Here is a 24,560-nt window from a genome sequence, read left to right on the forward strand (position 1 = left end):
GCCAAGACAAATACGTTTATCGAATGATCCATAGGAGGAGGCAATAATCGAAAGAACCCGATAGAAGCCCATGGTCAAGTCAAACAGCCTTTTTCGGTAATATATTGATCGTGCGAAATAGCGGCTTGTTGAAAAAGTATAATGTCTTTCGATATATGTTCCGGTCTCAGAAATTAGCGGTGGATAGCATCCCCGCCAAATTCGGCTTTGCCCGCTTTTGATATACGTTCGTATTGGTAGCCAGATGCGCGATTTTTGACTTTTCTCAATTTCGCCGAAATGTTCGTTCTAGGGGCGATTGAGAAGCGTTATTTCCCATAAACCATGCTTGCGCCCGTTTTCGGATCAAGAGTTTCCATAAGCCTGATTGCCATTAACGAGTTCGAAAAAATTTGTAATCCAACATCATTTACTCGATATGCCGTATTGCTTGAGCGAGCATCTCGGCCCATGAGCTGTTTACAAAAGTGACGGTTCTCTTCTTTCTCAAAAATGCATCGTAATAATGCTTTAAATACAATGTCTTCACAGCGAGCACCTACAATGAAAAAGCTTAAATGGGCTATGCCAACAATCATCGCAGCCCTGTTGGTTCAGGTGCAAACGCTCCTTGGCTTCGCGCTGCCGGCTCCTTTTTTCATTCTGATGACATGCGTTATCATTGCAGGATCGCTGGGAGGGCTGCGGGCAGGACTTGTTGGGGGGAGTGTTGCGTCTGCGGTCTTTGTAAGAGCGTATTTTGTGCAATTTGGACCCGTTACATTGACTGGAGACATTCCGCAGGTCGTCACCGGGGTACTCTTGTTTCACGTTATAGGTGGTACACTCGGCCACCTTAAAGATCAGCGCGATGCCAGCATCGAAGCCTTCCGCGAAATCGAAAAAAAACTCAAGTTATTGTTGCTTGATAAAACAATAGAAACCGAGAAGCAGATATCCAAAGTAGCCGAAAGCGAGGCACAACTGAGGACAGCTGTGCGTATTGCAGGTATCGGCCATTTCTCTTTTGGGGCGCAAAGCGACAACTGTGAGTACTGCTCCGATCAGCATGCAGCACATTTTGGACTGACCGCGGATGAGTTTTGTCTTCGAGCATCGGGACCCAATGCGCAACTGTCGCTCATTCATCCTAGTGATCGTGCAGTTTTCCAGCAAGCTATCGAAAGGCTGGACGCTGGCGAAGCACAAAATTTCGAATATCGAGCGCTCTGGCCGAATGGGGACGTCAGATACATACATCAAATTGAAGAGCCCATATTCGATGCAAATGGTAAGATGATTGAAAGTGTCGGCACAAGTATTGATTTGACGGAACTGCGTTTGGCCGAGGCAGCCGTGCGCCAATCCCAACGGATTGAAGCGATTGGTACGCTGACGGGTGGTGTTGCGCATGACTTCAATAACCTGCTTGCGATAATACTTGGCAATCTGGAACTCTGTCTCGAAGTTAATGACGAGGCGGAGCGCGATGAGCTGGTAGGCTATGCGATTGAGGCCACCTTGCGCGGTGCTGATCTTACAAAAAATCTTCTGAGCTTCTCGCGACGCGCCTATCTTGAACCCAAACGGCTCAATCTCAATGCGCTTGTCGAGAATACGATGACATGGAGCTCACGCGTTTTGCCTGCTACCATAGATCTTAAAGTGGCGTTGATGACAGAATTGTGGGATGTCGAGTTGGACCCGACTTCTGCGGAAAACGCGATTATTAATATTTTGCTGAACGGCCGAGACGCAATGCCAAGCGGGGGCACGATGAAAATCGAAACCTCGAATATAGCAGTCCACGAAGATGAACCGTTGATTGGCGCCGAGAGTTTTGAACCCGGGCGCTATGTCAGGATGACTATAAGCGACACCGGTTGCGGTATTTCCCCGGAAAAGATTGAGAAGGTTTACGAACCCTTCTTCACGGATAAACCTTTAGGATTTGGCTCTGGCATGGGACTGTCGATGGTGCAGGGTTTTATCAAACAATCAAACGGATCAATCCAGATTGAATCCGAGATCGGTATCGGGACGACATTCAACCTCATTTTCAAAGCGACTGATCAGCAAGACATCCAAACAGAGTGTGCGAAGCAGGACACTGATCAACAATCACGAGGGAAGGGCGCTGTTCTGCTTGCTGAGGATGAAGAAGAGGTAATGCGAGTTCTCAAACGTACGTTGGAAGGTGCAGGGTATGATGTCACGACGGCCAAGTCGGGAGATGAAGCGTTAGCGATTTTTTCATCCCCAAAAAGGTTTGACCTTCTGCTAACAGATGTCGTTATGCCTGGTAACCTCTTGGGCCCTGCATTGGCTGAAGCTATCCGTGTGATCGACCCTGACATGCCATGTATCTTTTTGTCTGGCTACGCCTCCGATGCCATTGCGCAGGATACAAAAATGAGGACTTCGGATATTCATTTGATGAAACCTGTAAACCGCTCTGACCTGCTTCATACAGTTTTCGATGTATTACAGACAACCACGGCAGGAAGCTGAAACTCTTTCAGCAATCAGCCTAAGAGCCGATAGGAAGTTCCGGCTCCTATGGACTTGTTCAACATCCTATTTTCTCTAGATTACAATGACCACTTTTTCACTATCGTTTTGGTTCATCAGTAATGGTTAGCTTGCCCAGTAAGAACACGTGATAGCATTTCTCAGCAAATGGTAGACCTTCATCTGAGATTGCTGGGTTGACTGTGAAGGTGCGGAAGTAGAGGGCAGTGGCCTCAAAATAGACAGGTGAGACAAACTGATTGGCCCAGAAGTTGTCGGAAAGATTGTCTTTGAGTCAATCGGCGGTTTCGCTGGTTAAATTCCCTCAAATCGTTAGGCGGATCCTGACGGGGTAAATATCATCAACTTGCTATAAATTCGGTGCCGTGAGGTTCGCCATGGTGTTGATGTTCACCTTACTTTCATGGCGATCCCTTGAGGACTCGAACCCCAAACCTGCAGATTAGAAATCAGCTGCTCTATCCAGTTGAGCTAAGGGACCGCTATGGCCGTTTATGTGCCAAGCAAGCAGGTCCATCAAGAGGCTGTCGAACTATATTTCACGAAACCAGTCGGGAAGGGTCGTGCGGCAAACGTAGTTGATGAAGGGTGGCTTCACGATGCCGCGTTCTGGGTCGCGGACGGGGTTGTCGCGGATTTGCGAATAGCCCAAAGCCACGGCTTGCTCCCACGGCAGAAACTTGGCCGCTGCCGTTTTGCGGAAGAAGCGTTTTGCGTGAAAGTCCGGCTCCGCCCAGCCGTTGACGTTCCATTTTTCGCCTACGCTGTCGGCAACGGACTGGCGCACGGCGTTGGCGGCGATAAGTGCTTCAAGGTTGGCGTGCTTGAGATGGACGTAGAACACGTCATCGGGCATCTCGAAGGGAAAGTCTTCTGTCTTGCGATAGCCACAAAACACGCCGTGCCAGCGCAGTGGGATTGATTTGCGTACGGCAAATGCCTTGCTGTAGTTTCCGGTCACGCAAGCAGTTCTGCGGTTGGCGAGTGCCATATCGGCTCGCTTGAGAGGCATGTCCCCTTCGACTTCTGCTACGTTGAGGCCAAGCGCAAAGAGAGCAGGCGCTTTGGTGCTCTCGAACATCTCTTGAAACGAGCCGTAGGTGTTTGGATTGAAGCAGACCAACTCGTCTGCGTCGGTTTGAATCACCCAGTCGTAAATGTTGCCCAACCCTGACTGAATGCCATTGATTACCCGCATGCGCACGCGGTCAAAGCTTTTCAAATCTTCACGCGGAATATTGATGATACTTGCCTTGGGGCAAATCTTTGCGATTTCAGGATCAACCCCGTGTGATATGATATAGAGGTTCTCAGCGCCAAGATACTTGGCGTAGTGGCGGTACCACTGGTCCAGGGCCCAATAGTCGCGATAGACCATCGTGATGGCGCAGATTTTCATGCCGGTGTCCTCATGCTGACGTTTGCGTAGCGGGGGATGGTATTGCGATCAAGTATTTGCATGACAGTAGTGTGAATTTTTGCGGTCTATGGCATCACTGCGGTACGAATTAAAGTACAGAGGGCTTGCATCATTCGAGTCTGCCGAGCATTGAATAGAATGTGACAGAGAGTTTTCAAAATGATGAACGCGCACTTGCGGCGTTGGGCTGGACCGCCTTTTTTGCCGACCAGGTTGAGGCGGATGAGGCACATCTGACGCCGATGCGTATTGCCACCGTCCACCGCGCGCGGATGGGGGCGGTAGCCGTGAGCGGGCGGATTAAGCCTGCTTTGCCTTTAGGCTCAAAAACAACTGAATTTGCGGTTGGCGATTGGGTTTTGGCGGAGCCTGACACGCATCTGGTGGTTCGCCGTCTTGAGCGGCACGCGCTGTTGCAGCGCAAGATTGAAGGCGGGCGCGGACCGCAACTTATCGCGGCGAATGTGGATACGCTATTTATTGTGACCTCCTGCAATGATGATTTTAACCCCGCGCGGCTTGAGCGGTATCTTGCGCTTGCCAATGAGGCAGAGACAAATCCCGTGATCGTGCTGACGAAGGCTGATCAGGTGGAGGATGTTACGCCATTCGTGGAGCAGGCCGCCGCGCTTCAACGGGACTTGGCTGTTGTTGCCGTAAACGGAAAAACCGCCGATGCAATCGATGTGCTCGCCCCTTGGTGCGGGGAAGGGCAGACTGTGGCACTTGTCGGGTCGTCTGGTGTCGGGAAATCAACCTTGCTGAATACGCTGGCGCAAAAAACAGGGGAGGATGCGCAGCTGACGGGTGGTATTCGCGAGGTAGATGCCAAGGGGCGACACACGACAACATCCCGTTCGCTACATTCCATTGCACAAGGCGGCTGGGTTATTGATACGCCCGGTATCCGAACTCTGCATGTGAGTGATTTGGCGATCGGCCTAGATGTGCTATTCGCCGAAATTACCGAGTTGGCCCCAATGTGCAAGTTTCGCGATTGCACCCATATGCATGAACCGGGCTGTGCCGTGCTCAAAGCCGTAAAGGCAGGGACACTGGACCCTGCGCGGATTGAGCGCTGGCGCAAGCTGTCGGCAGAGAACACTGCCAACACACCTCAAAGCACGGGCGCGCGGGGCAACAAAACCACACGCACACCCGGCAAACGCCGCTAGTGCTCAGAGCGCGATCCAAGCTGTTTTCAGATCAAAGAACTTGTCCATCGCGTGCATGGATTTGTCGTGCCCGTTGCCCGATTGTTTGACCCCGCCAAGCGGCACAGTGCCGTCTGCCCCGCCATATGTGTTCACATGTACGACACCCGCCCGCAGCTTTGCGATCATGCGGTGGGCGCGGGACAGGTTGGAAGTCCAGACCGCACTCGCCAGTCCGAATTCCGTACCATTGGCGAGGGCTATCGCCTCTTCGTCACTGTCGAAGGGTGTGACGGCGAGGACGGGGCCGAATACTTCCTCGCGGAACAGCCGGTCGGAAGGCATCACGTCAGACACAATGGCGGGAGCCATGTAAAAGCCACCCGTCTCCGCCAGAAGCTGCTCACCGCCATAAACGGGGCGCCCCAGCGCACGTGCCTCTGCAACAAAGGCAAGGTTTTGCTTTAGCTGGCGGGCAGAGTTCACGGCACCAGCTGCGCTGCCTAGATCGAGGGGGTCACCGATTTTCATGGACTCTGTCGCCTTGATCAGTAGATCGGTGAATTCCTCTTGTATCGACCGCTCTACCAGCAGGCGTGCGCCCGCGATGCAGACCTGACCCGAGTTGCGAAAAATACCAGCGGCTGAGATCTTGGCCGCTTTGGTCAGATCGGGAGCGTCGGCAAAGACGATGTTGGGGGATTTACCGCCCAATTCCAGATAGACGCGTTTCATGTTCGAGCGTGCTGAGGCTTCTATCAAGCGGCGGCCTGTGGTCCCTGAGCCTGTGAAGGTCAGCACATCAACATGCATGGACTCCGCGATTGCCGCACCCACAACGGCGCCTTCACCCGTCACGACGTTCACCACACCTGCGGGGAGGCCTGCCTCCAGCGCCAGCTCCGCGATGCGGATGAGCGTCAGGGATGCTGTCTCGGGCGGTTTGACCACTACGGTACAACCTGCGGCGAGCGCGGGCCCCAGTTTCCACGCGCCGATCATCAGCGGGAAGTTCCACGGGATGAGCGCGCCAACCACGCCCACGGGGGTTTTGTGGATCATGCCTAAAGTGTTGCCGTCTGTAGGGGCAATCTCACCATACACCTTATCCAGCGCTTCAGCGTAATAGCGGATGGTCTGCGCAGCCCCCAGCGGCTCTGCCTTGAGGGCCATAGCGATTTCGGTGCCATTGTTGCGCACGCCCAGCACGGCCAGCTCTGGCGCGTGTTTCTCGATCAGCTCAGCCCATTTGAACATAATTTTTTTGCGGGCCGCCGGGGCCATATCAGACCAACGCCCGTCATCAAAAGCGCGTCGCGCCGCCGCAATCGCGCGGTCCGCATCGGTGGCAGTGCTGCGCGGCATGGTTGTGAGGGTGCTGCCATCAACGGGAGAGATCACATCCATCACCTGCCCGTCAGAGGCGGCGCAGGAGAGGCCGTTGATCAGGTTTTGCGCAGGGGGAACAGGCGCTTTGCGCAGGGTGTCGATGGTGGCTTGGTCCAGCATAGAGGCGGCTCCTGAAATAGGCATTAGGCGAAGGTTAGATCCACACGGCCAAATGCGCCGAAATCTGCGACGAATGTGCTGCCAGCGGGGGCTTCAACGGGGCGGATGAAAGAGCCTGACAGGACCACTTCGCCTGCCTGTAACCCCTTGCCGAATTGCGCGAGGCGGTCGAGCAGCCATATAATGCCGGTGACAGGATCATTAAGCACACCTGCGCCCAGACCTGTCTCCTCAACAACGCCGTCCCGTGCGACAATCGCCCCTACCCAACGAAGGTCATGGGCATTGAACGCATGGGTTTTGTCGCCCATCACGATGCCAGCATTGGCGGCATTATCAGAGACTGTATCGGTAATAATGCGCGCTTTGCCCGTGTCGGGATCGGCGCGCAGAATACGGGTATCGAGAATTTCCAGACAGGGGGCGACATGGGCAGTGGCGGCGATCACCTCCTCGCGGCTGTGGCCCGCCCCTGCGATATCCGCGCCCATGACGAAGGCGATCTCGGCTTCGATGCGCGGCTGGATAAAGCGGCCTTCGGTGACGGTGTCGCCGCTCTTGAATAGCATGTTGTCGAGCAGCACGCCGCTGTCAGGCGTAGTGATGCCGAGTGCTTGTTGCATTGCACGGCTGGTCAGGCCGATTTTCCAACCGATGCGGCTTCGCCCTGCCTCGTAGTGCATGTCGATCAGCGCATCTTGGATGCGGTAGGCATCTTGCAGTTTGGCGTCGGGAAAGGCGGAGGAGATCAGGCCGCATTGCTTGCCTGCCTTGTCGGCCTCGTACAGCATCCTGGCGGCGGTGGTCACATCATTTGCTGTCATTCGTCGACCACGCCATTGCTGAGCGTGCCGATCCCTTCGGCGAACACATCAATCTGGTCACCAGGCACAAGGAAGCGGGGTGGATCAAAGCGTGCGCCTGCGCCCGTAGGTGTTCCCGATACGATGATGTCACCCGGAACGAGGGTGGTGAATGTTGAGATATAGGCGATCTGACGCGCGACAGGGAACACCATGCGACCGGTGCGATCGTCCTGACGCAGTTCCCCGTTGACGCGGGTTTGCAGGGCCACATCGGTGATCTGTTCGTCCCGCTCGAACGGGACCAGCCATGGCCCCATCGCACCAGAGCCGTCCCAGTTTTTGCCTTGGGTCACGTTGAACTTCGCATGGCGGACCCAATCGCGTAGGGTTCCCTCATTACACAGGGTCAGTGCCGCGATATGGCTGAGCGCATCCTCCTGCGGGATGCGGCGGCCTCCCTTGCCGATGATCACGGCAATCTCGCCCTCATAATCAAGCTGCGGTGTCTCTGGCGGGCGGGTGAGCGGCGTGCCATGACCCACAAAAGAGCGCGGAAAGCGCGGGAAGAGCGACATATTCGGCGGCGCTTCCTGCCCGTCTTTATATTCCGCGTTGCGATCGGGGAAGTTGACGCCGACGCAGATAATTTTTTCGGGGTTGGGCACGGGGATGTCCCAGCGTATGGCATCCAAATCATGGCGCGCCCTGATATCAAGCGCACGGGTCGCCAATGCGCCAAATCCGTCCGCTTCGACTACATCGCGCATCGTGCGCCATTCGGGGAATTCGGGTGATAGCGGGATCAGACCGTCCTCGGCCACGGCGCCGTAAAACTGTTGCCCGTCAAAGGTGTAGGTTGCAAAATTCATGAGGCCTCCGCCAGTTCGCACAGCACGTCATAGCCTGTGTCGATGTCATCTTTGGTGCAGTCAAATTGCCCGATCTGGAAACGGATCACCATGTCACCGCCCACGCGGGTTTGGGTGATATAGATGCGCCCGTCGTTATTCACACGGTCCACAAAGGCCAGTTGCCCGTCACTGTCCACGCCTGTCAGCTTGAAGGTGAACAGGGACAAGACAGGCTCGGTCACGATCTCGAAGCGTGGATGGGCGCGGAGCTTTTCTGCCAGATTCTCGGCCCAGTTCACATGATTGCGCAAGCGCGTGCGCAGCCCCTCCATCCCGTAGGAGCGCATGAGGAACCATAGTTTGAGAGCACGAAAGCGGCGGCCCAGCGGGATTGACCATTCGGAATAATCAATCACGTCCTGATCGCCCGGTGTGAGCAGATAGTCGGCGCGCATTGCCAGCGTTTTCACCAGCGCTTCGGGGTCGCGGATGAAATGCGCAGAGCAGTCGAATTGTGCGCCCAGCCATTTGTGCGGGTTAAAGACAACGCTGTCAGCGCCCTCGACCCCTGTCCACAGATTGCGGAATTCGGGGCAGATCATACCAGCGCCTGCCCACGCCGCGTCCACGTGGAGGTAAAGGTCTTCGGCTTTTGCCACGGCCACGACGCCAGCAATATCATCACATGCGCCCGTGCCTGTGCCGCCTGTGCAGGCGACGATACCAGCGGGAACAAAGCCTGCTGCGCGGTCGGCTTTGATCGCGGCGGCGAGGGCTTCGGGGTCCATGCTGCGCGTGGCCCCTTGGGTCGGGATGCGTACCAGATTATTGCGCCCGATGCCGGACACCCACACGGCGCGGTCAACGGAGGAATGCACCTCGGCGGAGGCATAGACGCGCAACTGTCCTTGGGCGTTTAACCCGTCCTCGTTTCCGCGCCAGTCGGTGGCACGTTCCCGCATGACCAGAACGGCGGCAAGGGTAGCAGACGATGCGCTGTCTTGGATCACGCCGTGGAAGTCGTCAGGCAGGCCTATGCCATCGCGCAGCCATTCCAGCATGCGGGTTTCCATCTCTGTCGCGGCGGGTGAGGTCTGCCACAACATACATTGCGCGGCCAGCGTGGTGACGAGGAACTCGGCCAGCATAGAAGGTGGTGACGCATTTGCAGGGAAGTAAGCAAAGAAGCGCGGGTGCTGCCAATGGGTCATCCCCGGCATCACAATCTTTTCGAAGTCACCGAATATCTGCTCCATCGACTCACCCGTCTCGGGAGCTGTCTTGGGCAGTTGTGCTGCAATTTCACCATAGCGGGTTTGCGCACGCACGGGGCGGTCGCGCAAACCTTCATGATAGTCGCGGCCCCAATCGGCAATCTGGCGGCCCCATTGGGCGAATTCGTCCCACTTCATGTTGTGTCCCTTTTAAGGTGCGATAATCGGCTGGGCTTTGAGATCACTCTCGGCAAGCTCGGCCCCTTCAAACTTTGACCCCAATTCAAACCACGATTTAGGTGCAGGCGCACCCCAAAGTGTTTGGCGCTGGGGGTCTTTGAGGTCCCATTTGATCGGCTCCAGATCGGGGTCGAGGGTCTGGTAATCAGAGCAATAGATTTCCGTGCGATGGCCGTCCTGATCACGGATGTAGAGGAAGAAGGCGTTGGAGATGCCGTGGCGTCCCGGTCCGCGCTCGATATTGCTGACGTATCCTGTAGTGGCCATCAGATCGAGCAGATCAATGATGTTCAAAGGCGTTGGCACCCAGAAGGCCATGTGGTGCAGGCGCGGTCCGGTGCCATTGGTGAAGGCGATATCGTGCACGCCCCCCTTGCGGTGCATCCACGCGGCCCATGTGCGGTCGGTTTCCTCGTCCGCCGTGTATTCGGTGACGCGGAATCCCATATCGCCGTAGAAGGCGACGGCTTCGTCCACATTCGAGCTGAACAGGTTGAAGTGGTCGATGCGCAGCGGTTTCACACCACGGTATAGTTTGTATTCTTGGGTGATGACGGGCAGGCGGTCCATCTTTGCGTAGAACTCAAGCGGCACACCCCACGGATCGCGGGTGCGCAACACGCGGCCCATAAACGGGCGTTCGATCCATTCGGTGGGCAGGTCGCGTGCGTTGAACCACGTCTCCGCCTTGTCCAGCTCGCCCTCGTCCCAGACTTTAAAGCCCAGAACGCCGACCTCGCCGCCAGTCCCCTTGCGCAGGATCACGCAGTGGTGACCGCGTTCCTCCATAGCGCGCAGATAGATGGCATCCGCGTCTTCATGTGTGACTTGCAGGCCCAGCGTGTCGACGTAATACGCACGGGACCACGCCAGATCGCGCACGAACAGCTCGATATGGCTGAGGCGGATGATGTTGAAGTCGGGGTACAGGTTCGGGGCTGGGATTGGCATGTCGGTACTCCTTTACGCGCCAAGCTGCGGGATGCGGTGCAGCCCTGTGGCGATGGCGATATTCTTCTGTTCCATGTAAAACTCGAACGACCAATCGCCGCCGTCACGGCCAATGCCGCTGGCCTTGGTGCCGCCAAAGGGGGCGGGCAAGTGGCGCACGTTTTCCGAGTTCACCCAGATCATACCAGCCTCAAGTGCATCTGCGAAGCGCAGCGCGCGGGTCAGATCATTGGTCCAGACATATCCCGCCAGACCGTAGGCCACATCATTGGCGATGTGCAGCGCCTCGGCTTCGTCCTTGAACGGAATGGAGGTGAGGACGGGCCCAAAGATTTCTTCTTGAGCCACGCGCATCGCGGGGGTGGCGTTGGTGAACAGCGTCGGCGCGACGTAGTGACCGTCACTCTGGAGTGTGGTGCCACCTGCTGCGATGGTCGCGCCATCCTCGCGGGCCACGTCGAAGTAACTGACAACTTTGTCATAGTGTACTTTGTGAATGAGCGGGCCGACTTCGGTATCAGGATCAAGGGGGTGACCCACGCGGATGTTGTTTACGCGTTTGATCAGCTTAGCCTCAAATTCTTCACGCACGCTTTCTTGGATCAAAAGGCGCGATGATGATGTGCAGCGCTCGCCATTCAGCGAGTAGATCATGAAGACAGCGGCATCTAGAGCGCGGTCCAGATCAGCATCCTCAAACACGATGACGGGGTTCTTGCCGCCCAACTCGAAGTGGACGCGTTTAAGAGTGTCAGCACCTTGTTTCATGATCATAGAGCCCGTGCGGCTTTCGCCAACAAAGGCGATGGCTTTGATGTCAGGATGCTCTGTCAGGGCACGGCCCGCGTCTTCGCCCATGCCGTTGACAAGATTTAGCACACCGTCAGGCAGACCCGCATCGCGACAAATCTCCGACAGCAGACGCGCAGTGAGCGGCGAGAATTCGGCAGGTTTGTGCACGACCGTACAGCCCGCAGCCAGCGCGGGCGCGATCTTCCATGTGGAGAGCATGAAGGGTGTGTTCCACGGCGTAATGACGCCAACGGGACCGATAGGTTTGCGGCCGGTGATGTTCATGTGATCGGGGGAAGGTAGGGATTTGCCGTCCTGCGCGGAGGGTGCCAAATCTGCGTAGAAGCGGAAGTTGGCGGCACCGCGCAAGGCGGCCTTGGACATAAAGCGCATGGCTTGGCCCGTGTCCCAGCATTCGCACAGTGCGATTTCGTCCGCGCGCGCTTCAATGGCGTCTGCGATTTTGTGCAACAGCGCTTTGCGTTCTTTGCCGGGCATTGCAGCCCATGCGGGGAAGGCGGCCTTTGCAGCCTTAGCAGCGCGGTCAATGTCGGATGCGTCTCCGCGTGCAACATTGGCGATCAGGCTTTCATCCACGGGGGAGCGTGTCTCGAACGTCTGGCTGCCCGCCTCGTCCTTGCCACCAATTAGATTTTGGATGCCAGTTTTTTGAAATCGCTCCAGATGCACCCCAAGGCGGCTCAGGTTTTCGTCAAGTTTGCTCATGCCATATCCTCCGGCAGGTAATCGCGGATCGAGCTGGTCTTGCGGCTCAGATCGGCATCAATGTTGCGCATCTCCAGCGACAACATAAAAGGGTGCGCAGCCATATAAGCGGCGGTGAAATCGGTAGCAGCAGCGAAAATTGCATTGGTGGCAGCTGTCTTGGCCTCCACCGTGCGACCAGCGCGTAAACGTATGTTGATATCAATGAAACCGTGCTGGGGGTCGCCGTCAGCAATCACAACATGGGTGCAAGCAATCGCACGAACTCGAATTCCCGCAGGAGGAAATACATTAGTCGCCGCTGCTGCATTTTTGAGCGTTATGCAAAGAGCGTGAATATCCAGATGGCTTTCCAGATTCGGAGAATATTCCAAGGTAATATGGGGCATATGTGCTCCTACTGCATAATACTTGCTTTGTTAAGCAAAAATATGGGTTGTGTCAATTGCCCAGCAATGGCTCATAGTCGGACTATGTCAAATGATGATACATTCAAAGCGCCCTCCTCCAATCTGCGCCGTACCAACCGCTCTTTGCCGATTGCGCTGCTCAGAGCTCGTGAAACCGTGATGGGCCCTGTCCGCGAGATGCTGTCAGGCAGTTCTGTGAACGAGCAAAAGTGGCGTGTGCTGCGTGTTCTGGAAGAGGGCGGTGCGCAGGATCAAAATACGATTGCCCAGCGGGCCTGCCTTTTGCTGCCCAGTCTAACGCGTATCCTAAGCGCGATGGAGGCTGAGGGTCTAATCTCACGGCGGGCAGACGCGGCTGACCGCCGTCGTAGTATTGTGCAGATCGAGGCTACTGGGCTAACCATTCTAAAAGACCACGCAAAAGAGGCCGCCGGATTGGTAATAGATCTGCGCAAACGCTATGGCGATGAGAAGTTTGAACAATTACTCGATATGCTAGAAGACCTGCAGCAGGTTGATGGCGCGGACTAGCTTTCTGTGCCTTCACCGTATTTTTGTCGCGCAGGTCCGCGGTATTTTGCTGTGTATTTTTCATCCACTTCGGAGCCGTCATAGAGGAAGGGCAGCACCCCTCTACCCAAAGAACCGCCACGCATTGCCTTGATGTCGTCCTCTGACTTGGTCACCCGTTGCGACATACGGCGGCCCCACTGCGCGAGCATGGCGTAGAGCCGGTCAATCTCGGCCTGATGCGCGTCGCCTTTGGCCAGATCGTGGAACTCATCGGGGTCCTTCTCGAGATCAAACAGCATTGGCCGCATGCCCCCTTCGGCATGCATCATCTTGTAACGCCCGTCGAAAACCATAAAAAGGCGTGCATCGCGTGGCTCCAGCCCCAGTTTGACGCATTGCGGCGTGGCGGAGTAGTCGTATTCCGATATCACAAATTCGCGCCATTCTGGCGTTTCACCGCGTATCCAAGGCATAAGAGAGCGGCCTTCGATGATGTGGTCAGGCACTTTGCCACCCGCCGCATCGACGAAAGTTGCGGCCAGATCAATGCTCTCGACCAGCGCATCACAGACCGTACCACGGGCGGCATCGGCGCTTTCGCGCGGGTCAAAGATGATGAGCGGCACTTTCACCGATTGCTCATGGAACAGATCCTTCTCCCCCAGCCAGTGATCACCGAGATAATCGCCATGGTCCGAGGTCAGAACGATCATGGTGTTTTTCAGCGTGTCGGTTTCCTCCAGATGATCGAGCAGGCGGCCCAACTGGTCATCGCATTGCTTGATCAGGCCCATGTAGGCGGGGATCACCTTGTCGCGGACTTCTTCGCGCTGGAAGGCGCTGGCGATTTTATTGCCTTGGTAAGCGCCATAAACGGGATGCGGGTTTTCCAGCTCGATCTCGTCGCGCAGTGCTGGCGGAACGTGCTCGGGGCCGAACATATTGTGGTAGGGCGCGGGGACGATATAGGGCCAATGCGGTTTGATAAAGCTGACGTGCGCGCACCACGTCCCTTTGGTTTGCTCCATGAATTCGATCGTCTGTGTGGTGAGCCACGGCGTCTCGCTGTCTTGCTCGCGGATGTTGGCAGGTTGGTCTGCGTTTCGAAACATCCAGCCTGATGCAATCTGCTCATCCGTCACTCCTGCGTTGGCATAGTCTGCCCAAGGGTTCTCGCCGTCATACCCTTTGGATTTCAGATATTCGTTATAGGGGGAGCGTTTTTCGTCGTAATATCCGTCGGGCCCGTACGCCCAAAGCCCGTCGTCCCGCGCCCATGCATCAAAGCCACATTCGGCCTGCCGCGCACCAATGGTGCTGTCTGGCGCGAGGCCCAGCCGCTCCATTCCTTCGGCATCTGCTTTCATATGGGTCTTGCCCAATAGCCAGCAGTCCATGCCGACCTTGCGCAGATGATCACCTAATGTCTGTTCACCCACCCGCAGCGGAAAGCCGTTCCATTGCGCACCGTGGCTGGAGGCATAGCGCCCTGTATAAAAGCACATGCGGCTGGCCCCACAGATGGGCGATTGCACATAGGAGTTGGTGAACCTCACACCCATTGCTGCAACACGGTCAAAGTGAGGGGTCTTAAGATGGGGGTGCCCTGCACAGCTCAGATAATCAAACCGCAGCTGGTCGTACATGATGAATAGAATGTTCATGGCAGGGTCCCCTTGTTTGGTGCAGGTAACCACATTCAACGCCTGTCTTTCCAGCACGAAAACGTGGCATCAATGACGCAATCGCGCAGGCACGCTCAGTATGCACAATTCCGCGCTTGGTTCGAATCGTTGGTCGCGCATAAGGTGGTTAAAGTTGTGGGGGCGCAACTGACAGGATTGTCCGATGTTCAAACACGTCGCGGGCTCACTTATTGCGCTTGCCCTTTCCCTTACATTGGCTGTTGGATCAGCGCAGGCCGGTCCGCGTGAAAAGCTCGGCTATGGCCGGCTGGTAACCAACGACTTTCTGGGTGACGGAAAGGACCGCTGGCGCACAGGGTCGTGGACCTCGTCACGTGTTTGGGGGCCAGAATGGGCAGGGCAAGCGCCGAGCGGTTTTGGCGATCTGATCGAATTCCGCCTGTCAGCAGAGATTTTTGCGCCAACCAATCTGGACCTGCCCGCTGCTGGGGATCGTCCCTACGCGGGTGCTCTTTCTGTCGGCGCACATACTCATTTCACGTGGCAGGGCTTTGATACGGCCCTTGGCGCTGATATGGTCATAACAGGTTCCGGCACGGGTTTGGGCAGTTTTCAGCGGGCATTGCACAATGTGCTTGGTGTGAACCAGCCGTCACGTAGCACGCTCAACGACCAGATTTCAGGCGGCTTTCATCCGACGATCGTGGCCGAGATCGGCCACGATCTATCGCTGACACCGAATTTGCATGTGCGCCCGTTTCTTGAAGGCCGTGCGGGTGCGGAGACAATGGTACGGGCAGGTGTCGATCTGACATTTGGAATGATTGGGCAGCGCGAGTTGCTTGTCCGGGAGAGTGTTACGGGTCATCGCTACCGCGTAGTGACAGATGATGACGCAACCGGCTTTTCCTTTTTGCTGGGAGCGGATATTGCCCATGTTTCAGACAGTATCTATCTTCCTGAAGAGCGCGGTTTTACCCTCACAAACAACCGCGACCGCCTGCGTGCTGGCATGCATTGGCAAGGTGAACAGGCCTCGGCTTTTTATGGCGTGACCTATTTAGGGGAGGAGTTTGAGGCGCAGACCGATGGTCAGGTTGTCGGCTCCATTCGCATAAATCTCAGCTTTTAGGCGGGTCATTCCGCAACACTCCTGCCCGAAACGCCTGTTTTACTCTTCCCAGCTCAGAACAATCTTGTTAACGATTAGTTAATAAAAAAATAAACTGAGGCAGGCGAAGAGTAAATGGTAACGGGCTTTCGTGGCACGTTCGTAATTTCCTGGTCGCAAACAGAAATAGATGGTCTTGATGCTGCACCTGTGCAGGCGTTGAGTGTAGGTGCTGCATGGGCATGGCGTGGGGACGCTGTGCGTGTGGACGGGCCGTCAGATGTTTTGCAACTGGACGATGCGGACGGAGCAGAAAATTTGCGCAAACGCGCAGCACGCATGGTGCATAGGCTGGTGGGGACCGCATTAGAGCGGGACGCCGGGCCACGCACGTGGGATAAGAGCGGCGAGAATTCTCCGCTTATGGACAACAGTTTCGTGGTGACTGACGGTGGCAAAAGCTACAGTGTGACGTTGATCGAATTGGGTGGTGGCACACAGCCGTTGCTGATGTTCCTCAATGAGATGCCGCCGCGCAATTGCGACCTTTGGATTGTGCATCACACCCTCGGGACTGTTGCAGCAGAAACGTCGAATGGACAGCAAAGCGGTGTTATTTGTTTCACCCCTGGTACGCGCATCCAGACAGGAGATGGCGTTCGCCTGATCGAGGATTTGCGCGAAGGCGATACTGTCCAGACAAAAGATAACGGACTGCAACCGCTGCGCTGGATCGGCCAACGGCGAATGACGGGTGCGCGATTGTTTGCGATGCCAAAGCTGCGACCCATTCGCATTTCTGGGGGCGCGCTGGGCGTTGACCGCCCTGATGAGGATTTGCTTGTATCCCCCGAGCATCGGATGCTGATCAAAGGTGCTGTTGCGCAAAGTTTGTTTAACACATCTGAAGTGTTGGTAACCGCAAAAGACCTGATTAACGGGGCTACGATCACTGTTGATATGCAAGTGCGCGAAGTCACTTACATCCATGTCCTCTTAGACCAGCATCAAATCCTGCTGGCCAATGGTCTGGAATCAGAAAGCTTTCACCCTGCCTCTGCGGCGTTTGCCTCGTTGGATCAAAAAGATCGTAAGCGTCTGTTGGCGGAGTATCCCGAATTGGAATATGATCCGCACACCTACGGCAGCTTTGCGCGGCGCACGCTGTCACCGTCAGAGGCGGCTATTATGCGTCACGCCGCCTGATTTGACTGGGCGGCAACCGTTGCCGCCCGCCTCTACCCCGCTTTGTGCGCGTCGATGAGCGCCTTTATCATGCCTTTGGCCGTATCGCTTGCCCAATCCGCATCGCCGCGCAGTCTTGCGATCTCGCGCCCCTCTGGATCAATCAGCACCGTAATAGGTAAACCGAATATGCCCATTTGGCTGGCCAATGACTGTTTTGGGTCTTGGTGACGCGGCAGGTTTGTCACGCCGATCTCTTTAAAGAACTTAGAGATACCCGTGGGAGAGTTCCGGCCTGTCGCGATCGTCAGGACCTCGAAATCTGGGCCGCCCAACTCGGTCTGCAACTCGGACAGATGCGGCATTTCTTTGCGGCAGGGGGCACACCACGTGGCCCAGAAATTCACCAGCACGTATTTGCCGCGATAATCCTCAAGCGAGGCACGGCCCGCATCGTCAGCTAGATCAAATGACGCGTTCGAAGTTGCTTTGGGTGTTTCGTGAATTGCCAGTTTCTTCATATCGCCTGCCACCATGGGGCGAATGATATCGCCGTCAGACGCGAGTGCGGGGTTTGCACCCACCGTGAGGGCCGTATAGACGATGGCAAGCAACAGTTTCTTCATGGGTCCCTCCGGGGAATTAGGCAAATGGCAGATAAGACTTCGAACAAAATGTGGGGCGGCCGTTTCGCCGCTGGTCCTGACGCGATCATGGAAGCAATTAACGCTTCGATCAGTTTTGACAAGCGGATGGCGGCGCAGGATATTGCCGGGTCTCGGGCCCATGCGGCCATGCTCGGCGCACAGGGTGTCATTGAGACTAGCGATGCCGAGACCATTCGGGAAGGCCTGCTCACGGTCTTGTCAGAAATCGAGGGTGGAACGTTTGAATTTTCTACCGCTCTTGAGGACATTCATATGAATGTGGAGGCACGCCTCAAGGAAGTCATCGGCGAGCCTGCGGGGCGTTTGCACACAGGCCGTTCGCGCAATGATCAGGTAGCGACCGATTTCAAACTCTGGGTGCGTGATCAGTTTGATGCCGCCGAGGGGGCGCTGCTTGCGCTCATTGATGCATTGCTGGCTCAGGCCGAAGCGGGGGCGGATTGGGTGATGCCAGGATTTACGCATCTGCAAACCGCACAGCCCGTCACGTGGGGCCATCATATGATGGCTTATGTCGAGATGTTTGGACGTGACCTGAGCCGCATGCGCGATGCGCGTGCGCGGATGAACGAGTCGCCGCTAGGTGCCGCCGCTTTGGCGGGAACCTCCTTCCCGATTGACCGCGATATGACGGCGCAAGCGCTGGGCTTTGACCGTCCTTCTGCCAACAGCCTTGATGCGGTGAGTGACCGTGACTTTGCGCTGGAATTCTTGGGCGCGGCCAGTATTTGCGCCATGCACCTGAGCCGATTTGCCGAGGAGCTGGTGATCTGGTCCTCTGCTCAGTTCCGTTTTGTGACTCTGTCGGATCGCTTCTCGACAGGCTCAAGCATTATGCCGCAGAAAAAGAACCCTGACGCAGCCGAGCTTATACGCGCCAAAATTGGCCGCATTTTTGGGGCGAATGTTGCTTTGATGATGGTGATGAAGGGTCTGCCGCTGGCTTATTCCAAGGACATGCAAGAAGACAAAGAGCAGGTATTTGACGCTGCCGACAACCTCATGCTGGCCCTGGCCGCGATGGAGGGGATGGTGCGCGATATGAATGCCAACCGCTCACAGCTTGCAGCGGCGGCTGGCAGCGGTTTTTCAACTGCGACCGATCTGGCTGACTGGCTGGTGCGTGTTCTGGGCCTGCCGTTCCGCGATGCCCACCACATCACAGGCGCATTGGTAGCGATGGCCGAAGCACAGGGCTGTGATCTGCCTGATCTGACCCTTGAACAGATGCAATCGGTTCATGCGAGTATCAATGACGGGGTATTCACCGTGTTGGGGGTTGATAATTCGGTGAACTCGCGCACTTCATACGGTGGTACTGCGCCCGCACAGGTCCGTATCCAGATCACCCGCTGGAAGGAGCACATGAAATGAAAAAGATGATTGTTCTGGCCGCGCTGGCATTGGTCGGCTGTGGTGTTGACGGAGAACCTGTGCAGCCGACGGGCGGTGTCAATGTAACCCTGAACGGGGATGGTGTAGGTCTTGGTGCAAATCTGGGGCTCAAGAAGGGTCCTGTTCGGGTCGGCCTTGGCCTGTGAAAGCTTTAGCTGCGATATCGATTCTGGCGCTTGTCGCCTGCACACAGCCATCCGCACGTGCGCCTTCTGAGACGTCACCGCGGCAAATACCAAGCAATATTACTCCCGGCGTTCACGTGTCAGGTCATGTCAATGTCGGTGTAGTTCGGAGTTTTTGATGTCTGTTTTACGATTTATGTATCTGGCATTGGCGATTTGGGGTGCGATTCATCCGATGTATTACTTTGTCCAATGGTTTCAGGAAAACGGTTGGGATATTATGGCGATGGTGGATGCGTGGCATGTGAACGCGGCCACCAGCGGTCTTGTTTGGGATCTTACGATCGCCGCTGTGGCCCTGACCATCTGGATTGTCGCCGAAGTCGCGACACGCCGCAATTGGGGCGCGTTGATCGCAATTCCTGCGACGTTTTGTATTGGGGTAAGCTGTGGTTTGCCGCTCTATCTATTTCTACGCTCCGCACCAGTTCGGTAGGGGTGGATTCGAGTTTAAAAGGCCAAATGAAATATGGATCATTTCCTCTATCGTGACGGCGCACTCTTTGCCGAAGATGTGCCCGTTGCAGAGATTGCGGCGGCTGTTGGCACGCCCTTCTATGTCTATTCCACAGCGACGTTGCTGCGCCATTTTCGTGCGTTTGACGAGGCGCTGGAGGGGATGGACCATCTGGTCTGCTATGCGATGAAAGCAAATTCCAATCAGGCAGTCTTACGTACTTTGGCGCAGGCTGGTGCTGGGATGGATGTAGTGAGCGAGGGTGAATATTTGCGGGCACGCGCCGCAGGAGTGTCCGGAGACAAGATTGTGTTTTCTGGCGTGGGCAAAACTGCGCGTGAAATTCGGGTCGCACTTGAGGGCGGTATCCGCCAGTTCAACGTCGAGAGCGAGCCGGAGATGGAAGTGCTTAACGCTGTGGCGCTCGAGTTGGGCAAAGTTGCGCCGATCACAGTGCGCGTGAATCCCGACGTCGATGCAAAGACCCACGCCAAGATCGCGACAGGCAAGTCCGAGAACAAGTTCGGCATTCCAATTTCGCGTGCACGTGAAGTCTATGCCATGGCCGCCGCCATGCCGGGGTTAAGCGTGATCGGGATTGATGTGCATATCGGTTCGCAATTGACGGACCTTACGCCGTTCGAGCAGGCCTATCTAAAAGTTGCAGAACTGACCGAACAATTGCGTGCCGATGGCCATACTATCACCCGCCTTGATCTGGGTGGTGGCCTTGGCATTCCTTACGAGACCAGCAACGAGGCGCCGCCTTTACCCAGTGACTATGGCGCGATGGTACATCGGACCTTGGGGCATTTGGGCTGTGAGATTGAAATTGAGCCAGGTCGATTGATCGCGGGCAATGCGGGTCTGATGGTGAGTAAAGTAATTTATGTCAAATCGGGGGAGGGGCGCGACTTTCTTATCCTTGACGGGGCGATGAATGATTTGATCCGCCCTGCGATGTATGAGGCCCATCACGACATTATTCCGGTCATTGAGGCCCCTGCGGGCACGGAAAAGCAGCCCTACGATATCGTTGGTCCAGTCTGTGAATCCGGCGATACTTTTGCCAAGCAGCGCGACATGGTGCCGCTGGGTGCGGGTGATCTGGTGGCGTTTCGCAGTGCCGGCGCTTATGGTGCTGTTATGTCCAGCGAATACAATTCGCGTGCGCTAATCCCCGAGGTTTTGGTCCATGGTGATCAATTTGCGGTTATCCGCCCACGTCCGACGTTTGACGAAATGATAAATCGCGATACCATACCTGAATGGCTTGAAACGCATCCTGCGAGTTGAGAGCCACCTTTGAGAGGTTCCCATGGTTCAATTCACACCTGATGATTTGAAACAAACGCTTGATGAATTGCGCCGTCCACTATGGCTCACACGTGCTGGTATGCGAGCCGAGGGGCTGGTGCGTAGTCTTTGGCCACTGCTGAGTGTGATCCTAATGGCGCTGGCAGCGGCCATGATGGGACTGCATGAAATTCTGACGATTGAAGCGATCTGGGCCTGTGTGGGTTTGACGGCGGCGGGTGCCTTCTGGGCGTTTGTCTATGCTGTGCGTCATTGGTCGTGGCCCTCAACGGCCGATGCGATGATGCGACTTGATAGCAGTCTTGCAGGGCGGCCTATTACTGCGCTGTTAGATGAGCAGGCGATTGGCGATTCTGACGAAGCTTCTGCCGCAGTTTGGCGCGCGCACAAGCTGCGCATGGCAGAACGTGCGGCGCAGGCGCGAGCTGTTCCTGCCGATTTGCGCGTCTCTTCGCGTGATCCGTATGCCTTGCGGTATGTTGCGGTATTGGCTTTCGCTATTGCGGTATTTTTCGGCTCGATCTGGCGTGTCGGCACCGTAGCCGAGATGGCATCGGGCGGTGCAGGAACACTGGCTGCGGGACCTGTATGGGAAGGTTGGGCAGAGCCGCCGCGCTATACGGGCAAACCTACGTTGTACCTGAATGATCAGACCGCAGGGTCACTTGAATTGCCTGTGGGCACAATAGTCACAATGCGTCTGTACGGGGAAGTTGGCGCACTTACCGTTTCGGAGAGTGTTTCCGGCAATGACGTAGAGATCGATCCTGACGCGCCGCCACAGATGGCGTTTGACTTCAAAGTGACCCAAGATGGTGCGTTAGAAATCGACGGTCCAGATGCACGCGCTTGGGATGTCACTGTGCGTGCCGATGAGGCACCAGAGGTGGTCATTCTTGGCCTGCCTGAAGTGTCTGCTATGGGCGAGATGCGTCTGCCCTTCGCTGCCAAGGATGACTACGGCGTTGAAGCAGGTGAGGCGCGGATCATGCTTGACCTTGCCTCGGTTGAGCGACGCTACGGTTTGGAAGCTGAACCTGATATGCGTCCGGAAGTGATTGTACCGTTGCCCATGCCAATTGCAGGGAACCGTACCGCGTTTGAAGAAAACCTGATTGACGATTTCTCGGAACATCCTTGGGCAAACCTGCCTGTTACTGTTGCAATGACTGCATTGGATGCGGCGGAGCAGCAGGCGCAGACAGCGCCGATGCAGATGACCTTGCCGGGCCGCCGTTTCTTTGATCCGACTGCGGCCGCCGTGATCGAGATGCGCCGCGATATTTTGTGGAGCCGCTCTAACACAAAACGTACAGCCCAAGTGCTCCGCGCGGTGAGTTACTTTCCCGAGGAAGCGTTTCGCAAAGAGACGACAGCGCTGCGTCTGCGCAAGATGATCGGGCGGATTGAGACCTATGCACGCTTCGGCCTAGACGAGGAAAATCAGAGCCAAATCGCAAAAGATCTGTGGGATTTGGCGTTAGAGCTGGAGGTGGGCGACCTTGAGGACGCCCGCGAACGGATGAAACGTGCGCAGGAGCGTCTTAATGAGGCGATGAAGAATGGCGCAACAGACGAGGAAATCGCTGAATTGATGCAGGAGTTACGCCGCGCCACCGAGGATTTCATGCAGCAGTTGCAGCGTGAGCAGGCAGAGCGTCAGGAGGGCGACCAGCAGCAGAGCCAGCAACAGCAGGGCGAAACCATGCAAATGACGCAGGACGATTTGCAACGTATGATGGACCGTATCCAAGAGCTGATGGAAGAAGGCCGGATGGCCGAGGCCGAAGAAGCGTTGCGGCAGCTGCAAGAGATGATGGAAAACATGCAGATGGCCGAAGGTCAGCAGGGTCAGGGCAGCCAGTCGCCCGGTCAACAGGCGATGGAAGGCCTCGCCGAAACATTGCGCGAGCAGCAGGGTCTGAGCGATCAAGCATTCCGTGACCTGCAAGAACAGTTCAACCCCAATGCCCAAGCCGGCGAGAGCCAGCAGAACGAGGGCCGAAACGGGGGGCAAGGACGCGGTGAGAGCCATGAGGGCCAGCAGGGCGAAGGCGAAGGCCAGCAGGAGCAACAGCAAGGGGAGCAAGGCGGCGGAGGTGATCAGCGCGAGGGCGAAGGACAAACGCGAGGCGAAGGCACCGAGCAAAACCTAGCCGAACGTCAACAGCAGCTGCGCGATGAGTTAAGCCGTCAGGAAGGCCGGATGCCCGGCCAAGGTACACCCGAAGGCGATGCTGCGCGTGATGCGTTGAACCGTGCGGGTGAGGCAATGGATCAGGCCGAGCAGAATTTGCGCAATGGAGATTTGGCCGAAGCAATCGACAACCAGTCCCAAGCTATGGAGGCGCTGCGTGACAGCATGCGATCTTTAGGCGAATCGCTGGCCGAGCAGGAGCAAAACCAACAACCGGGTCAGGGCCAGCAAGATGGCGACCAACGTGCTGAAAACCGTGACCCGCTGGGCCGCAGCCAAGGTAGCAATGGCGCGGCAGGAAGCGATGAGCAGGCCGATCTGAACGATGACGCCTACGGACGTGCACGTGAGTTGCTAGATGAAATTCGGCGCCGCTCGGGCGAGACAGCACGGCCTGAGACAGAGCGTGATTATCTCAATCGCTTGCTGGATCGCTTCTAGAAGTAGAAATGGTTAACTGCTGCCAGCAGCAGCGGAATCAAGTGATTTCAGGAGGCCCTGAACCTTTGTGTCCAACCAGCTGCGACCTTGGTTAACCAAGCTGACATAGCTTTGCAGCGGCGCTTCCAGTGCGGGAACAGCGGCGGACAGGCGCGGCGCAGAGACATAGACTATCGCCAAAACGGCAAAGATGAGCAGAATGGTGATGAAGCCTGTGCGGAAACCCCTACGGCTGCGGCTGTGGGATGGAGCCTCAAATTCGGGGTCCAGGTCTGCGGCACCAGCACCCGTACGGGCGGAACCTGAGCGTAGAGTTGAATTGATCTCTTCGATATCGGGCAACAGATCGCGGCGCGAGCCAAGGGCGGCTGCAGTCGTGGCACCCTCGGCACCAGGCTTAGCGCCGCCGGCGGCTTGAACTTCAGGGGTCTCGTTGCCACGCAGTCTGGCCATCCGGTCGCGGGCTTCACGCGCACGGCGTTCTGCCTCATCCTCATAGCTACTATCTTCAAGGTCCATTCCCAGATCGGGTTGGCTTTCCAACCCTTCGGATTGCGCACTACGCCGGGCTGCCTGCTCCGCCTCGGCCTCTTGGCGCAGAATATCGGCCACGGCAGGGTCAAGCTGTTTACGTGTCGGCGCTGCGGCCGGAGGGGGTGGCGGTGGCGGGGGTGGCGCTGTTTCTTCGTCCGGCGCTGGGGTGTCTTTCAGGCCTTCACCGTCGGAAGGAGTATGGTCGGGATGATGCTGGAACCATGTCTGTCCACAATTAGAGCACTGCACATCGCGGCCCGCAACGGGCATTACGTCATCGGGTACTTCATATTGTGCATCGCAGTTTGGACAGATTAGTCTCATGTT

General features: G+C 56.3%; 21 protein-coding genes and 1 tRNA gene. 10 read left to right on the forward strand and 12 right to left on the reverse strand.

Features of this window, described 5'->3' with window-relative positions:
* Positions 1–543: 543 nt before the first annotated feature.
* Complete coding sequence (locus Q0775_RS10800; protein WP_298860270.1) at positions 544–2,490, forward strand: PAS domain-containing hybrid sensor histidine kinase/response regulator; 1,947 nt, start codon at positions 544–546, stop codon at positions 2,488–2,490.
* A gap of 425 nt (positions 2,491–2,915) precedes the next feature.
* On the opposite strand, the gene Q0775_RS10805 is transcribed toward Q0775_RS10800, so the two are convergent.
* Positions 2,916–2,992 (reverse strand) — tRNA-Arg (locus Q0775_RS10805).
* A 51-nt stretch (positions 2,993–3,043) separates the two neighbouring features.
* The gene (locus Q0775_RS10810; RefSeq protein WP_298860273.1) at positions 3,044–3,910 is read right to left on the reverse strand and encodes a glycosyltransferase family 2 protein; all 867 of its coding nucleotides are present in this window, start codon (positions 3,908–3,910) and stop codon (positions 3,044–3,046) included.
* A gap of 161 nt (positions 3,911–4,071) precedes the next feature.
* Between Q0775_RS10810 and rsgA the strand changes: the two genes are divergently transcribed.
* The gene (gene rsgA, locus Q0775_RS10815; RefSeq protein WP_298860276.1) at positions 4,072–5,106 is read left to right on the forward strand and encodes a ribosome small subunit-dependent GTPase A; all 1,035 of its coding nucleotides are present in this window, start codon (positions 4,072–4,074) and stop codon (positions 5,104–5,106) included.
* Positions 5,107–5,109: 3 nt separating this feature from the next.
* Here the strand turns inward: rsgA and Q0775_RS10820 are convergent, their stop codons facing one another.
* From Q0775_RS10820 to Q0775_RS10850, 7 genes are read right to left on the reverse strand one after another with little or no spacing between them, the layout of a single operon-like run.
* The gene (locus Q0775_RS10820) at positions 5,110–6,594 is read right to left on the reverse strand and encodes an aldehyde dehydrogenase family protein (RefSeq protein WP_298860279.1); all 1,485 of its coding nucleotides are present in this window, start codon (positions 6,592–6,594) and stop codon (positions 5,110–5,112) included.
* A gap of 23 nt (positions 6,595–6,617) precedes the next feature.
* Positions 6,618–7,418, reverse strand: coding sequence for a 2-oxo-hepta-3-ene-1,7-dioic acid hydratase (locus tag Q0775_RS10825; RefSeq protein WP_298860282.1), 801 nt, complete (start codon positions 7,416–7,418; stop codon positions 6,618–6,620).
* Positions 7,415–8,269, reverse strand: a complete 855-nt coding sequence (locus Q0775_RS10830; protein ID WP_298860285.1) for a fumarylacetoacetate hydrolase family protein — start codon at positions 8,267–8,269, stop codon at positions 7,415–7,417. Before Q0775_RS10830 ends, Q0775_RS10825 begins: the two co-directional genes overlap by 4 nt.
* On the reverse strand, positions 8,266–9,663 hold the full coding sequence (locus tag Q0775_RS10835) for a pyridoxal-dependent decarboxylase (protein ID WP_298860288.1): 1,398 nt from the start codon (positions 9,661–9,663) through the stop codon (positions 8,266–8,268). Before Q0775_RS10835 ends, Q0775_RS10830 begins: the two co-directional genes overlap by 4 nt.
* A gap of 12 nt (positions 9,664–9,675) precedes the next feature.
* Positions 9,676–10,656 (reverse strand): 3,4-dihydroxyphenylacetate 2,3-dioxygenase, encoded by a 981-nt coding sequence (hpaD, locus tag Q0775_RS10840; protein ID WP_298860291.1) that lies wholly within the window; start codon positions 10,654–10,656, stop codon positions 9,676–9,678.
* 12 nt (positions 10,657–10,668) lie between these two features.
* Positions 10,669–12,174 carry a 5-carboxymethyl-2-hydroxymuconate semialdehyde dehydrogenase gene (gene hpaE / locus Q0775_RS10845; protein ID WP_298860294.1) on the reverse strand — a complete coding sequence of 502 codons (1,506 nt, stop codon included), beginning with the start codon at positions 12,172–12,174 and terminating at the stop codon, positions 10,669–10,671.
* Positions 12,171–12,563, reverse strand: coding sequence for a 5-carboxymethyl-2-hydroxymuconate isomerase (locus Q0775_RS10850; protein WP_298860296.1), 393 nt, complete (start codon positions 12,561–12,563; stop codon positions 12,171–12,173). Before Q0775_RS10850 ends, hpaE begins: the two co-directional genes overlap by 4 nt.
* Positions 12,564–12,647: 84 nt before the next feature.
* Here Q0775_RS10850 and Q0775_RS10855 point away from each other — a divergent pair, with 84 nt between their 5' ends.
* On the forward strand, positions 12,648–13,115 hold the full coding sequence (locus Q0775_RS10855) for a MarR family transcriptional regulator (RefSeq protein ID WP_298860299.1): 468 nt from the start codon (positions 12,648–12,650) through the stop codon (positions 13,113–13,115).
* Here Q0775_RS10855 and Q0775_RS10860 read toward each other — a convergent pair.
* On the reverse strand, positions 13,112–14,761 hold the full coding sequence (locus Q0775_RS10860) for a sulfatase-like hydrolase/transferase (RefSeq protein ID WP_298860302.1): 1,650 nt from the start codon (positions 14,759–14,761) through the stop codon (positions 13,112–13,114). The two genes, Q0775_RS10855 and Q0775_RS10860, sit on opposite strands and share 4 nt — an antisense overlap.
* A 184-nt stretch (positions 14,762–14,945) precedes the next feature.
* Between Q0775_RS10860 and Q0775_RS10865 the strand changes: the two genes are divergently transcribed.
* Both Q0775_RS10865 and Q0775_RS10870 read left to right on the forward strand, forming a co-directional pair.
* The gene (locus tag Q0775_RS10865; RefSeq protein ID WP_298860305.1) at positions 14,946–15,875 is read left to right on the forward strand and encodes a lipid A-modifier LpxR family protein; all 930 of its coding nucleotides are present in this window, start codon (positions 14,946–14,948) and stop codon (positions 15,873–15,875) included.
* A 114-nt stretch (positions 15,876–15,989) separates the two neighbouring features.
* The gene (locus Q0775_RS10870) at positions 15,990–17,060 is read left to right on the forward strand and encodes a Hint domain-containing protein (protein ID WP_298860308.1); all 1,071 of its coding nucleotides are present in this window, start codon (positions 15,990–15,992) and stop codon (positions 17,058–17,060) included.
* Positions 17,061–17,092: 32 nt separating this feature from the next.
* Here the strand turns inward: Q0775_RS10870 and Q0775_RS10875 are convergent, their stop codons facing one another.
* Positions 17,093–17,665, reverse strand: coding sequence for a TlpA disulfide reductase family protein (locus Q0775_RS10875; RefSeq protein WP_298860311.1), 573 nt, complete (start codon positions 17,663–17,665; stop codon positions 17,093–17,095).
* 24 nt (positions 17,666–17,689) lie between these two features.
* On the opposite strand from Q0775_RS10875, the gene argH reads away from it, so the two are divergent.
* From argH to Q0775_RS10900, 5 genes are all read left to right on the forward strand, one after another.
* Complete coding sequence (argH, locus tag Q0775_RS10880; RefSeq protein WP_298860314.1) at positions 17,690–19,081, forward strand: argininosuccinate lyase; 1,392 nt, start codon at positions 17,690–17,692, stop codon at positions 19,079–19,081.
* Positions 19,078–19,248, forward strand: a complete 171-nt coding sequence (locus Q0775_RS10885) for a hypothetical protein (RefSeq protein WP_298860317.1) — start codon at positions 19,078–19,080, stop codon at positions 19,246–19,248. The genes argH and Q0775_RS10885 overlap by 4 nt, the downstream gene beginning before the upstream one ends.
* Before the next feature lie 157 nt (positions 19,249–19,405).
* Positions 19,406–19,723, forward strand: a complete 318-nt coding sequence (locus Q0775_RS10890; protein WP_298860320.1) for a DUF2834 domain-containing protein — start codon at positions 19,406–19,408, stop codon at positions 19,721–19,723.
* A gap of 33 nt (positions 19,724–19,756) precedes the next feature.
* Positions 19,757–21,040, forward strand: coding sequence for a diaminopimelate decarboxylase (gene lysA / locus Q0775_RS10895; RefSeq protein ID WP_298860322.1), 1,284 nt, complete (start codon positions 19,757–19,759; stop codon positions 21,038–21,040).
* Between the two features lie 22 nt (positions 21,041–21,062).
* Positions 21,063–23,699, forward strand: coding sequence for a TIGR02302 family protein (locus tag Q0775_RS10900; RefSeq protein ID WP_298860325.1), 2,637 nt, complete (start codon positions 21,063–21,065; stop codon positions 23,697–23,699).
* 12 nt (positions 23,700–23,711) lie between these two features.
* Here Q0775_RS10900 and Q0775_RS10905 read toward each other — a convergent pair whose 3' ends face one another.
* A complete protein-coding gene (locus Q0775_RS10905; RefSeq protein WP_298860328.1) occupies positions 23,712–24,557 on the reverse strand; it encodes a zinc-ribbon domain-containing protein in 846 nt (281 codons plus the stop codon).
* Between the last annotated feature and the right edge of the window lie 3 nt (positions 24,558–24,560).

Origin of the sequence: uncultured Sulfitobacter sp. (assembly GCF_947499945.1) — a bacterium.
GTDB lineage: Bacteria > Pseudomonadota > Alphaproteobacteria > Rhodobacterales > Rhodobacteraceae > Sulfitobacter.

Coding starts and splice junctions, on each gene's coding strand:
- Q0775_RS10800 (WP_298860270.1), top strand. CDS start 544: ATGAAAAAGCTTAAATGGGCTATGCCAACAATCATCGCAGCCCTGTTG.
- Q0775_RS10810 (WP_298860273.1), bottom strand. CDS start 3,910: ATGAAAATCTGCGCCATCACGATGGTCTATCGCGACTATTGGGCCCTG.
- Q0775_RS10820 (WP_298860279.1), bottom strand. CDS start 6,594: ATGCTGGACCAAGCCACCATCGACACCCTGCGCAAAGCGCCTGTTCCC.
- Q0775_RS10825 (WP_298860282.1), bottom strand. CDS start 7,418: ATGACAGCAAATGATGTGACCACCGCCGCCAGGATGCTGTACGAGGCC.
- Q0775_RS10830 (WP_298860285.1), bottom strand. CDS start 8,269: ATGAATTTTGCAACCTACACCTTTGACGGGCAACAGTTTTACGGCGCC.
- Q0775_RS10835 (WP_298860288.1), bottom strand. CDS start 9,663: ATGAAGTGGGACGAATTCGCCCAATGGGGCCGCCAGATTGCCGATTGG.
- hpaD (WP_298860291.1), bottom strand. CDS start 10,656: ATGCCAATCCCAGCCCCGAACCTGTACCCCGACTTCAACATCATCCGC.
- hpaE (WP_298860294.1), bottom strand. CDS start 12,174: ATGAGCAAACTTGACGAAAACCTGAGCCGCCTTGGGGTGCATCTGGAG.
- Q0775_RS10850 (WP_298860296.1), bottom strand. CDS start 12,563: ATGCCCCATATTACCTTGGAATATTCTCCGAATCTGGAAAGCCATCTG.
- Q0775_RS10855 (WP_298860299.1), top strand. CDS start 12,648: ATGTCAAATGATGATACATTCAAAGCGCCCTCCTCCAATCTGCGCCGT.
- Q0775_RS10860 (WP_298860302.1), bottom strand. CDS start 14,761: ATGAACATTCTATTCATCATGTACGACCAGCTGCGGTTTGATTATCTG.
- Q0775_RS10865 (WP_298860305.1), top strand. CDS start 14,946: ATGTTCAAACACGTCGCGGGCTCACTTATTGCGCTTGCCCTTTCCCTT.
- Q0775_RS10870 (WP_298860308.1), top strand. CDS start 15,990: ATGGTAACGGGCTTTCGTGGCACGTTCGTAATTTCCTGGTCGCAAACA.
- Q0775_RS10875 (WP_298860311.1), bottom strand. CDS start 17,665: ATGAAGAAACTGTTGCTTGCCATCGTCTATACGGCCCTCACGGTGGGT.
- argH (WP_298860314.1), top strand. CDS start 17,690: ATGGCAGATAAGACTTCGAACAAAATGTGGGGCGGCCGTTTCGCCGCT.
- Q0775_RS10885 (WP_298860317.1), top strand. CDS start 19,078: ATGAAAAAGATGATTGTTCTGGCCGCGCTGGCATTGGTCGGCTGTGGT.
- Q0775_RS10890 (WP_298860320.1), top strand. CDS start 19,406: ATGTCTGTTTTACGATTTATGTATCTGGCATTGGCGATTTGGGGTGCG.
- lysA (WP_298860322.1), top strand. CDS start 19,757: ATGGATCATTTCCTCTATCGTGACGGCGCACTCTTTGCCGAAGATGTG.
- Q0775_RS10900 (WP_298860325.1), top strand. CDS start 21,063: ATGGTTCAATTCACACCTGATGATTTGAAACAAACGCTTGATGAATTG.
- Q0775_RS10905 (WP_298860328.1), bottom strand. CDS start 24,557: ATGAGACTAATCTGTCCAAACTGCGATGCACAATATGAAGTACCCGAT.